At 36.0% G+C, this 12,736-nt stretch carries 6 protein-coding genes and 1 pseudogene; 4 read left to right on the top strand and 3 right to left on the bottom strand.

The annotated features are described in order from the left end of the window. Positions 1–11 precede the first annotated feature (11 nt). Both ESZ26_RS15645 and ESZ26_RS15640 read left to right on the top strand, forming a co-directional pair. The gene (locus ESZ26_RS15645; protein ID WP_146800396.1) at positions 12–1,559 is read left to right on the top strand and encodes an ABC transporter permease; all 1,548 of its coding nucleotides are present in this window, start codon (positions 12–14) and stop codon (positions 1,557–1,559) included. Continuing rightward, a complete protein-coding gene (locus ESZ26_RS15640; RefSeq protein ID WP_146800395.1) occupies positions 1,560–2,705 on the top strand; it encodes an ABC transporter ATP-binding protein in 1,146 nt (381 codons plus the stop codon). Positions 2,706–2,775: 70 nt separating this feature from the next. Here ESZ26_RS15640 and ESZ26_RS15635 read toward each other — a convergent pair. Then, positions 2,776–3,111 (bottom strand): annotated as a pseudogene (locus ESZ26_RS15635) (pseudouridine synthase); the annotation flags it as partial. A 348-nt stretch (positions 3,112–3,459) separates the two neighbouring features. Here ESZ26_RS15635 and ESZ26_RS15630 point away from each other — a divergent pair. Beyond that, complete coding sequence (locus ESZ26_RS15630) at positions 3,460–4,599, top strand: cell division protein FtsZ (protein ID WP_146800394.1); 1,140 nt, start codon at positions 3,460–3,462, stop codon at positions 4,597–4,599. A gap of 113 nt (positions 4,600–4,712) precedes the next feature. Here ESZ26_RS15630 and ESZ26_RS15625 read toward each other — a convergent pair whose 3' ends face one another. Both ESZ26_RS15625 and ESZ26_RS15620 read right to left on the bottom strand, forming a co-directional pair. Beyond that, complete coding sequence (locus ESZ26_RS15625) at positions 4,713–5,735, bottom strand: helix-turn-helix transcriptional regulator (RefSeq protein WP_146800393.1); 1,023 nt, start codon at positions 5,733–5,735, stop codon at positions 4,713–4,715. 269 nt (positions 5,736–6,004) lie between these two features. After that, positions 6,005–10,177, bottom strand: coding sequence for a hybrid sensor histidine kinase/response regulator (locus ESZ26_RS15620; RefSeq protein WP_146800392.1), 4,173 nt, complete (start codon positions 10,175–10,177; stop codon positions 6,005–6,007). A gap of 513 nt (positions 10,178–10,690) precedes the next feature. On the opposite strand from ESZ26_RS15620, the gene ESZ26_RS15615 reads away from it, so the two are divergent. After that, positions 10,691–12,277 (top strand): methyl-accepting chemotaxis protein, encoded by a 1,587-nt coding sequence (locus tag ESZ26_RS15615; protein ID WP_146800391.1) that lies wholly within the window; start codon positions 10,691–10,693, stop codon positions 12,275–12,277. Positions 12,278–12,736: the final 459 nt, after the last annotated feature.

Here is a 12,736-nt window from a genome sequence, read left to right as displayed (position 1 = left end):
CTGTATTAGTTATGCTATTTGCGAGTTTGGGTTCGTCAAGTGATTTGTTTTCCCATCTTTGGCAAACTGTATTACCTGTCTATATATCCAACACGTTAGTACTAGGTGTGTTGGTCGTTTTTTTATCTTTAGTTTTTGGTACTTTTAGTGCGGCTTTCATTGTTCATACCAACGTTTTTGGTAAAAAGTTTCTGAGATGGTTACTTTTATTGCCCTTAGCTATGCCCGCCTATTTAGTTGCTTATCTTTATACTGATATGTTTGATTACGCAGGACCTATTCAGCGCACTTTGCGTGGCTGGTTTGATTGGCAGTCGCCGAGTGATTATTGGTTTTTTGATATACGCACTTTACCTGGAGCTGGCATTGTAATTTCTTTAGTGTTGTTTCCTTATGTTTATATGTTAACGCGTACTGCACTTGAGCAACAAGATCAAAACTTATTAAGGGCTGGACGTTTATTAGGGTTGTCAGCAACAAAAAGTTTTTTAAGCGTTGCTTTACCCTTGGCGCGACCAGCAATAGCGATATCAGCAAGTTTAGTCCTTATGGAAACCTTGGCTGACTTTGCTACGGTAAATTATTTTGCGGTAAATACACTTACTACAGCGGTATATGATACTTGGTTGGGCTATGATGACTTAGCAACAGCAAATGCTTTAGCCAGTATATTAATGCTGTTAATTCTGTTTGTGGTCGTTGCAGAGCAACGTGCAAGGGCGGGTCAAAACCATCAATCGAATAGACCCAATCAGCATATTGAAATTATTAAACTATCATTATTTCAACAACTCTTTATTAGCGGTTTTTGTTGGATATTAGTGTTAGCGGGTTTTCTTTTACCTTTCGCTTTACTTGTTATAATGGCCGTTGAATACAGCAATATGGCTCAGTTAACCAATCTAGTTTCACCAGGTCTTAACAGTATTGAAGTATCATTTTATGCCGCAACTATTGTCACTTTTTTCGCATTATTATTGGGTTTATATCATCGATTAAGCATCGATAAATGGCGAATACTTCCTTCAAGTTTAGTGGGGATTGGCTATGCTGTGCCTGGAACAGTCTTAGCCATGGCTTTATTGGCCAGTTTTGGACCCCTAGATCATTTTATTAATGATATAGCAAGAACTCTCCAGTTTAAAGAGCCCGGTTTAGTATTATCAGGCACTATTTTTGCTGTCGTATTTGCCTTTGTGGTTCGTTTTTCAGCGATTGCTAATGGAACAATATCGAGTGGTATCAAACAAATACCTCATTCTGTTGATCTTGCCCCTGCAAGTTTGGGGGTGGGTGTAGGACAAATGTTAAAAAAGGTACACCTGCCAATACTTAGGCCTTCTATTTTTGTAGCATGGTTACTCGTATTTGTTGAGTCAATGAAAGAACTATCAGCGGTATTATTACTAAGGCCCTTTAATTTTGATACCTTGAGTATACAAATTTATCAATTAATATCGGACGAAATGCTTGAGCAGGGAGCCTTGAGTGCTATTTTAATTGTTTTATTAGGCCTATTACCTATTATTTGGCTCAACAGAAGTAAGGAGTTATCGTAAATGGGCGCAAATGAATTATTAAGCGTTAAGCAACTTTCGGTTAAATTACATAATAATGTTATATTGTCAGACACTCACTTAACACTCAATTTTGGTGATATTCTTGGATTGGTAGGACCTAGTGGTTGTGGAAAAACCACATTGCTTAACACTATTGCGGGCTTTAATACACCCAGTACGGGTGAATTGAATATAAAGCGAAATAATTCAAACAGTGCGAATCTAGTCGTTCAAGAAAATGTGCTCACCATCACGCCCTTTAGCCATGTAGAGCCTCAACATCGCAATATCGGTATGATCTTTCAAGATTATGCTTTGTTCCCTCATTTATCTGTTGAAAAGAACATCTGTTTTGGTATTAATAAATTACCCAAAAGTGAACAGAAGTCTAGAATGACTGATTTGCTCCACTTACTTAAGTTAACTGGGTTAGAAGCAAGATTTCCACATCAATTATCTGGTGGGCAGCAGCAAAGAGTTGCGATTGCTAGAGCTTTAGCGCCTCAGCCTACCTTATTATTGCTTGATGAGCCTTTTTCAAATATTGATGCGCGTTTACGCAATGAATTAATGTTAGAAATGCGCCAAATTTTAAAGCAATTAAAAATGAGTGCGATATTTGTTACTCATAGCAAAGATGAAGTATTTACTTTTGCTGATAAAATTGCAGTAATGCACAAAGGAAGTATCCTTCAAATAGGCAGTCCTGCCGAGGTTTGTCAATCACCAAACAGTTGGCAAGTTGCTGACTTTTTGCAATTGGGTAGCTGGATACCTGTAAAAGCAATAAATGGCCAATTTCAATCAGCTGTTGGAGAATTACCTTCAACTGAAGATATTGATCTAGAGGAGAATACAGTGAAATACAAAGAATATTCTCCAAAACTGCAATTGTTATTAAAGTCCCAAGCTATTGAATACTATGAGGGTGGTTTTGAAAAAAATAATGTTCAAGTTGATAATATCTCTATCACCGAACATGGCTTTCACTATTTACTGAGTAGTATTGATAGAGACCTATCTTTGTCGTTTGAACAGTTGAGCTTTTATAGCAATTTTTTATTAACATTGGGTCAAAGAATAGCGATAAAAATTAAGATACATGACTATCAAGTTTTTGATAGTTATGATGATATTTTAGGGTAATCAAAAATGGGATTTCTATCAAAAATTAAGTTTACTATTAAGGGTATTCTTCAAGTATACAGTCTAAAATTATATCAACACCATTTTGCAGCTGTGACAATGCTTCTAAGGTGATTTCTCCATCAACTTGCACATAGTACTCTTTTTCAATATCTTTACTTCTTACTTTGTAGCTCATCATTCCGTCGGTTGTTAGTAACAATAACCCTTCAGAGTCGTGATCTAATCGCCCAATAGCCATCGTTTTTTTGGGGAAATTAAATAGTTCACCAAGCAGATGTTTTGTCTTTCGTGATTCGGGTAAAAACTGACTTAAAAAACCATAGGGCTTAAATATTTTGAAGTGCTGGTGATTATCTATTGGCTCAGCAAGTTCTACTAAACGGGTTTGGTTAGTCGATGACATTAAACAAGGCCTTGATAGTACACTCTTAGTGGTATGGCATTATACGGTTAGTTTGCGCTAGATGCACTACATCTAACAAGGGTAATGCTTGATTAAAACTAACACCCTTTTATAGGTTGTCTGTCTTTTTATGGTGAGTTGTCGACTTAGCTTTCAATCTATCGGATGAGATTAATTAATTATCTAGATTTACAGTTTATTATTATTATTATGCGTGGCCGTTAAACTCCCTAACATCATCACATCATCACATCATCACATCATCCAGCGAAAATACCTTATGCGACACTTTTTGTCGTGAGGGTGGTTTATGCTCAGCTTATAGATTAATTTGATAGGTTTACCCCAATGAAAGAGTTATTAACATCTCGACCAGGCTTGCTTATTACGGTGATAGGGGTTGGCGGTTGTGGTTGTAATACCATTAACATGCTACATGAAAATAATTTAAGTAGCATGGTTAACTTAATTGCCGTTAATACCGATTTGGCGGTACTGAATCACTCTACGGTTGAAAGTAAGATATTAATTGGACAAAACCTGACTAATGGTTATGGAGCAGGTGCTGATCCTGCCATAGGACTTAAGGCTGCTGAAGAAAGTGAAGAAGTGCTCAAAGCCGCTATTGAAGACAGTGATATTGTTATTATTACCGCAGGTTTCGGTGGCGGTACAGGAACTGGTGCTAGCCCCTTTATTGCAAAGTTAGCGAGAGACCTAGATATTAATTGCCTTGCTGTCGTGACCTTACCTTTTGGCTCTGAAAGTAAAATGCGCATGGACTATGCGACTGCGGGAATCGAGCTTATTAAAGAGCCTGCACAAGCTTACATTACTTTATCTAATGACTTGTTGCTTAAAGGCTTAGGGGAGAATATTGGGCTCTTTTCAGCCTTTAAACAAAGTAATGACGTACTCAATAATTTATTAACTGCTTTGGTACAAATGCTAACGCAAACAGGGCACATGAATGTTGATATTAATGATTTTGCTAGAATCTTATCCTTTGAAGGAGAGTCAGTATTGGGAGTAGGTAAAGCCGAAACAGAAGAAGATGCTTTTGCAGCCCTAGAGCAAGCACTCAACAACCCTTTGGTATCAGCTGAAAACATTGATTCAGCCCAAGGTATTATTATTCATATTTGCTGTAAAAAAGACGATATTAAGTTATCAACTTACGACGGTTTAGTGAACAACGTGAGAAAAAAACTAAAACATGATTCAGCCTTAATTGTTGCCGGTGTATCGCTTGACCCTGAGCTAACAACAGAGTTAACGATATTAATTATTGCTTCGGGTATTTCAACAAAAGCACTACCAAATCAAAAAAGTCCAACAGCATTAAATGAACTAGGTGAATCTTATGTTGGAGACGATTTAAGTTTTATTTCTGACCATGAGCACTTAGAGTTTCTAACGAATAGCCCTTCTTTTACCGATATACCGGCAATTGTTAGAAAGCTGCAACGGCTTAATCAATCAATTTAGTGAACACGTTACGCAATGACTTGGTAGATAAAGGGTAATAAAGCACATTGAGTCTTATTTTATAAACAGTTATTAAAAATTTAATTAATAACTTAGCGTATAACTATGATCGGTTAACGGTATTTTTGTAATAAACTTAATGCTAATTCTTTGAAGTATTCTCTTAAGTAAAGCGGCTCTAAAACCTCAATAGTATTACCCATACCGCGCAGAAACGCTTTCAATTTTGGCGTATCTGAAACGGTTGCATTGAGCTTAACCATTTCAACTTGATCTGTTTCTGTAATAGTTTGATCTTGATTGAATTGACCATTACTGAGAATAAAAGGGCTGTCTTTTCTTATCAATAAACATAATGCTATTTCATTACTGGTGCTATTTGACGAAAAGTAGGACTGCTTGATTATCTCAAAATCATAATCTGTAGGAGGCCTACATTTGTCATCAGTTACTTCGACATTTTTTATGAAAGCAATGGGAAATTTATATACTTTTTGGTGAAAGCTACCAAAAGAACAAACTAAGGTCATAATATTTTCACGTTGCACTAATCCTAGGGGATTTATTTTACGGTAACGCTTCCAAAGAGGGTTTTGGTTGGCAACGAGGTAACGCTTTAAATCAGCATTTATCTGTTTTTTATGAAAAATTGCTTGTTTTATTTCACTGAGTGCGAGTTTATCTGGCATAGGTAAAAATACTGGGTTGTTACTACTAATAAGTGCTACAGAGCGTTTCCAATGAGAAATTAACGGTGACTTTTCACTTGCAAGTATTGTTTGAGCTTTAGTAAAGTATGCAGAAAGGTCGTCTAAAGTTGACACCGGTAATAGTTCATTGGCGACTTCTTTTAAGGTAGAGAAGGCGAGGGCAGAGTTCGCATCCATTAAAGAGATATTAAGTTTTTTCCAGTTCAAGTTTATTGACCACCCATATGGTTTTGAACGTTTATCCACTTCTAATCCGAACATACCAAGCTTTTCAAGAGATTCAAGATCTCGCTGTACTTTTCTGATCATTAAATATTCATGGCCGTCAGACTCAAGGCGGTTAAGCAACTGTCTTGTGGAAATCTTCTGAGGATAACGTGGAATATGGTCTAATAAATCAAGCTTTCTTTGGAATGAAGATGACATGGCAGATCAGGTTAATTTTATAATGAACAAACGGTAACACAATCATACGACTAAAAATGACGCATAGCTGCATTTGATGATAATGCCTATCTAATTTCCACATTATATATGGCTTAATTTTACGTTGATTTTTACACAGGACTTTTTAATGAATACATCTAATGTGCTCTGTAACACAAACTAAACTAGATGTAGCCGTAATAAATAAACAGTACAATACTAAACACCGTTACTCTAAATTTAATCACTGCTCAAGCCAGTCAATATCTTTATTTATGTCGCCATAACTTTAACTTTTCAAGTACAAGAAGTGGTTCTATTGGTTTGGTTAAATAATCATCCATTCCCGCTTTAATACACTTTTCTTTATCACCAATCATCGCATTAGCTGTCATTGCAATGATCGGAATTGAAGTGTTTTCTTTACCAGCATCTCCTGCTCTTATTCTCTTGGTCGCTTCATAACCATCCATTTCTGGCATCTGGCAATCCATAATAATAAGCGTATAAGGTTTACTCATTGCGGCTTCTTTTAAGCTCTTTAAAGCGTCAATACCATTAACCGCAACATCGGCTATCAAGCCTATTTTATTTAATACAGCTAATGCTACCATTTGGTTGACTCTGTTATCTTCAACAAGTAATACCCGCATCTTTTCAGGCCAGTGATCTTTCATTTCACTAATGTTGGGTTTATTTATAGTCGGTAGGTCGATATTGTTATGAGCCGTAATTAATGCATCAGCATCATAGTTGATAACCGCCAAAGCGTTATATAAATTGCGGGTTGTTGCCGGCTTAGGAAAATAAGTACTACAGCCTATTTCTGTAAAGTGTTGAGCGTCTTGCTTTTCATCGATTGACGTCATCATTACTAATTTCATGGCATCATAGTTTTTATTTACTCTGATTATTCTAACTAATGCTTCTCCATTCATCGATGGCATTTCCATATCCACTAATGCAAGGTCAAATATTGGCGTGTTTGATGAAGAGAAACGTTTGTCACAATGAAGTAAAGCTTCTTCAGCGTTTTTAGCGTCAGTGACCTTTATGCCCCAACACTCTAATTGTCTACGAAGTACTTCACGGTTAGTTTTATTATCATCGACAATTAGAATATTTAAGCTTAAGTCTTTTGTCGATGGTGCTACCAGAGTCGATAATTCACTTTCTTGTACTAAGCAGGTTATTTTAAAACAGCTGCCACTGCCTATTTTACTTGAGACCGTCACATCACCATTAAGTAGCTTACATAATTTTTGGGTTATACTTAGCCCTAAGCCCGTGCCCCCATATTTCCTTGTCGTTGAAGCGTCAACTTGGCTGAATGAGGTAAACAGTAAAAATATTTTTTCATCTGGAATACCAATACCGGTATCTTGAATTTCGCAACTGAATATAAAGTGATGCTCTTTTTCTGCAGGTTCGACTTTAGCTTTAATGACTATCTCACCTTGTTCGGTAAATTTAATAGCATTACTTAAAATATTAGTCAGAATTTGTCGTATTCGCCCCGGATCTGAATTTATGAAAGAACAGGGTATGCCGGTTAAATCAAGTATGATTTCAACGCCTTTTCTTTGCGCGATAAGTGAAATAGACTCGGCAAGCTCTCCCACCAAATTACGTAAATTAAAATCTATATATTCTAGTTCTATTTTACCCGCTTCAATCTTTGAAAGATCAAGAATATCATTAATAAGTGTCAATAAAGTGTGGGCACTGGTATTGGCTATGCTTACATTTTGGGCTTGTTCTTTTGTTAGGTCACTATCAATAAGTAATCCTAGCATGCCTAAAACTCCGTTCATTGGTGTTCTTATTTCGTGACTCATATTAGCTAAAAACTCTGATTTGAGTTGTGTTGCTTCTTCAGATTTTTTTAATGCTGCAATTAAGTCCTTAGCCTGCGTCTTTAGGGAAGCTGTTTTCTCAGTTACTTGTTCTTCAAGTGTTAAAACAAATTGTTTTTGTCTATCTATTTCTGTCTGCTGAAAACGCGTTCTTAGATAAATAGTAATAGATACAAAAATTAAGGTTAATAATACGTATAAACTATATGCCCACCAGGTTTTCCAAGGCGGTGGTGATATATACAAGTTAATCGACAGTAACTTCTTCCCCCAATCACCGCTACTATTTGTCGCTTTGACAAGCAGTTTATATGTACCTCCATCTAGATTAGTAAATGAAGCAATATTTCTATTACCTACTTCAATCCAATTATCATCATAGCCCTCAAGTTTATAAGCATAGTTGTTTTTGTTAGGTGAAATAAAATCTAAAACAGAGAACTCAAAAGAGAAAAAGTAGTCATGATAAGTCAGTTCAATATCAGTGACATAAGAATAAGGTCTATCAAGCTTTATCGGCTGACCCATTTTATTAAAGCCGGTTAAAACAAGATTGAATTCGTCACTGGTTGTTTCTATATCTGAAGCGCTAAAATACTCAATACCGCGTTGGCTACTGGTGAAAAGTGTCTCATTTGCACCTTTTACTAAGCTATTTGGATAATAATTTATTCCTAATAAGCCGTTATAGCTGTCAAAATTAGCCACTTTTCCTGATAAAGGGTTTAATCTTGAGATGCCTTTATTGGTCGTTAGCCATAAATGACCATTCTTATCGTCCGCAATTGCACGGATTAAAGAGGTAGGTAATCCATTTTTTTTACCAAAATGTTTAAAGGTTTTTGTTTTTGGAAGATATAAATTGAGTCCTTTTTGCGTAGCAATCCAAATTTTTCCATCTCTACTTTGATGGATATCCTGGACGATATTTCCTAATAAACTATTAGATTTATTTTTATTACTTTTAAATGAGAGGAACTTTTGTTCGTCCCCCTGCCAAAGATTTACACCGTTACCGGTGCCAACCCACATATTTTGTTCACTATCTTTTAATATTTTTAAAACTTCGGGATGAGACAATCCCAAAGATTCATTTAAATGCGTAAAGGTTTTAGTCGAAGGGTTATAGCGATAGACACCATTTTTATAAGTACCAATCCAAAGATGTCCATATTGGTCCATATTAAGGGCTCGTAACTCCCTGAACTCTTTATGGTTTGGATCTGTTTTAGGGTAGGTTAATAACTCAACTTGCAAAGTGTCTAAGTTGAATTTAGCTAAACCTTCATCTTGTGCAACCCATAAACTATTATTAGCATCAAGAAATATAACAGGATTTTCTAATAGTCTATTAGCGCCATAGCCATTTTTATCACTAAAGATGGGTGCTGATAATGTCGCTAGCTTTTGTGATGATATCTGCCACTTATATAACTGCGATGACGAAGATACAATGAGAAGATCACCATTAGTATCTGTTGTTATTCCATTTGGTGCGGTCAGTTCAGGGCTATTAATTGACTTGAATTTTCGATGTGGTACTAACTTATATATACCGTTAGTTTCGCTAGTGACCCAGATGGTTTTAGAGCTGTCTTCGAAAATTATTCTCAAACCATCGTTATTGCCAAGGTCAAGTTGTTCGATTTGAGGGCCGGTGTTTGATTGTCGAAATAAGCCTTTGCTAGTGACGAACCAGACATAACCCTCTTGGTCTTCTATCATAGAATTTACTTGATCTAAATATTGATTATCAAGTGTTTTTAATCGTGTAAAAAGACCATTTTCTTTATCAAAGGAAAATGGTCCTTGTTGAGTACCGACATAAAGCTTGTCGTTTGACGTTTTTAAAATATTGCGTATTTCATTTGCACCTGTTGGTGTTTTATTTTCTGGCGCTGGGAAAAAATGAGAAAAGCTTTTCGTTGTTTTATCATATAAATTTAAGCCAAAGCTAGTTGCAACCCAGAGGCTATTACTATTGTTGTTTTCAATATCCCATATTCTATTATGAGATAAACTTGATGACGAATTATCAGTCTTTGTAAGATGCTCAAAGGTATTATTACCTAGATATCGACTTAGCCCTTTATCATATGACCCTAACCAAATATTGTCCTCTTGGTCATGAAACAAGGATTGAATTCGATTAGATGAAATAGAAGCAAGGCGAAGCGGGTCATGAATGAAGTTACTAAAGCTTCCTGTTTTTGGTTCATATAGATTAGCGCCTCCGCCCCAAGTGCCAATCCATATATTTCCGGCGTGGTCCAACATCAGGTTTCCAGCATCATTATGCGATAAACCGTTTGAACTCATACTATCAAATTCAAACAGGGTTATTTTTCGACCATCATAGCGCATAACGCCATTTTCAGCGGTACCAAACCAGAGTAACCCTTGATTATCCTGAATAATTGAATATATCTCAGAAGAAATAAAGCCATCTTCCTCGGTCAGCATTTTAACCGAGTATTCATTAATGAGCTTTGAAGGCGATTCATTACTATAAGCTGGAGCAATAGTTCCAATAAATAGGATAACAAAGCAGATAATGTGACTAACAAGCGATAAATTATTTTTCATAAATATTAAGAATATCAAGTCCAGGTAAGGTCAACGAAAAGTACATAAATCTTATTTAATTTAATAGGCTGTAACCTTGCTAAAAGCCGATAAACCTAATTAAGCCACAAGCTTAGTTTTGTTTATTCATACATTATTTACCTATGCAATATGCAACGCCCCTGCAATGTAAGCCATAAGCTTATCGTTTAGTATGCTACTTTAGCTGTAATAGTTATATAAAATCTTTTTTTAATATATAGCTGATTAAATAAAACTAAAGGTTGGTTGGGTCTTTTACCTGGTTTCCCCAAGTGCACCATCTTATTTTAGGAGAAAAGTTTTAGAACCAGGAAATATTTACTATGATGTGCTAAACGTTAACGGTGAGACTTCAGTAATACAATGGTATTTATAACACTAAGGTCTACAGTGCATATTGTTTGATAATCAGGTATTAATGTAGTTATTAAAGACAAATTAACTATCTCTTATGTCTGATATCAATAACGTAATATTATAGTGAGTAGTCATATGGAAAATAAATTACAGAAATCAGTGCTTGTTTCATTAGTCATTACCATAATGATCACTTTAATTGCGTATGCTAGCCATAAGGCTTTTTCATCAGTATTGCTTTCTTCATTGAGTGTAGCCATCGTCAGTTTTATTGCTGTATTCATCGTTATAAGCCGCTTACATAATACTATAAAAAAAGACGAAACAAAAAAGCAGCGTGATAATTTAACAACAGAATCTCTTGCCAATATAGGCCAATCTATCGGTAATACCGCCAGTGAATTAGCAATTAATTCTGCAGAGGTAAGCTTCTTTTTAAATCAATTGGCCCAAGCAATAGAAATATCAAGTGAAGATGTTGACCGATTAGCGACTGCAGCAGAAGAAATGTCGGCCAACAGTAAACAAATAAATGAAAATGCCTCATTAGCCTCGGAGCAAGCGAGTCTAGCAATGACCGCTAGCAGCTCAAGTTCAGCAAAGCTAAGCCACAACATTGATACCGTCAATGAGCTTCATCATGCGGTTAGTAGCGCGACAAAAAAAATTGAATCACTGGCCAGCAAAACACAGCAAATACAGAGTATTACCGATGTAATAGATGGCATATCAAGCCAAACAAATTTACTGGCTTTAAATGCGGCTATAGAAGCTGCTCGCGCAGGCGAACAAGGTCGTGGCTTTGCTGTTGTTGCCGATGAAGTCAGAGCACTGGCAGGAAAAACTGCTGATGCAACTCGAAAAATAGGTGAAATGCTTAAACAAATTAGTGACGAAACAACTGAAACAACCCAAGTAATAGCGGAGATTGTTGAAAAAACTGATAGTGTTGTCATCACCATGACTGATTTATCACATGGTTTCAAAGAAATTGATCAGCTTATGGCTGATTCATCGGGCGCGAGTGATCAGATAAGTCACGCTTTAAAAGAACAAGACTTAGCCGCTAATGAAATTTCCTCCGCTATTATAAATTTACATGACTTTTTAGTGGATAAAAGCCACGAAACTAAGTCTGTATCAAAACAAGCGACGACATTGTCCAATGGCACCGAGTCAATATTTGTGCATATATCTTCTTTTTCTAGTGAGACTTTAATAAGCAATATGTGCAGTCAGGCGCAGTATACAGCCAGTAAAATTGGTCAATTATTTGAACAAAGTATTCAAAATAATGAGATAACAGAACTACAGTTATTTGATTTTAATTATAAACCTTTGGGACTTTCCGAGCCGAAAAAATTTACCACCGGCTTTGATAAATTCACAGACCAACATCTACCCGCCATTCAAGAACCTTTATTAGTAGAATTCTCTAACATGATTTACGCAGGCGCTGTCGATATTAATGGTTATTTTCCTACGCATAACCAATGTTTCTCAAAACCGCTAACCGGTAATCAAGCAATAGATGTTATTAATAATCGCACTAAACGTTTATTTAATGATCCCACAGGTATTCGCTGTGGAAAACACACAGATAAATTTTTATTACAAACCTATAAGCGCGATACCGGGGAAATCATGCATGATGTTTCCGCACCCATTTTTGTCAATGGCAAACATTGGGGAGGCTTTAGAATCGGCTTTAAAGCGGGTTGATATAGTAAGTTCTTATAAACAAAGAATCAGGTCCTTATTTACCCCTGCCTAGCTGATATAATTTTAAAAACATAATGTTGACCAACAACTAGTTTTGAACGCGTTAGTGCTATGGCCAAGGCGCCATAGCACTTAATCTCTACTTTCAGCTACTTTAGAATATGTTCAGCCGAAGAGAAGAAGCGTTTAGTCTATATTTTTCAATTAAAAGTTAACCGTTAAAATTAACATTAACATTACCTTTTAGTGGGCAAAAAATATCAGGTATTTATTGCTGTTAATCTCCTAGTTCGGTCTAAAACTATCTGCACTTCCTTAATCAATAGTTAAATTTATCACAGGTCGTTGTTAATAAAGGGAGAGGATATCGTTAATTTCAAGGCATGCTTTACAAGATATTAAAGTAAGCTTATCGGCACTATCTTCAATGAAATAATACCTTACTTACTCAAATAAACA

The sequence above is a fragment of the Colwellia hornerae genome (assembly GCF_007954355.1).
Classification (GTDB): Bacteria; Pseudomonadota; Gammaproteobacteria; order Enterobacterales; family Alteromonadaceae; genus Colwellia_A; species Colwellia_A hornerae.
This window is presented reverse-complemented; position numbering and strand designations above follow the sequence as displayed.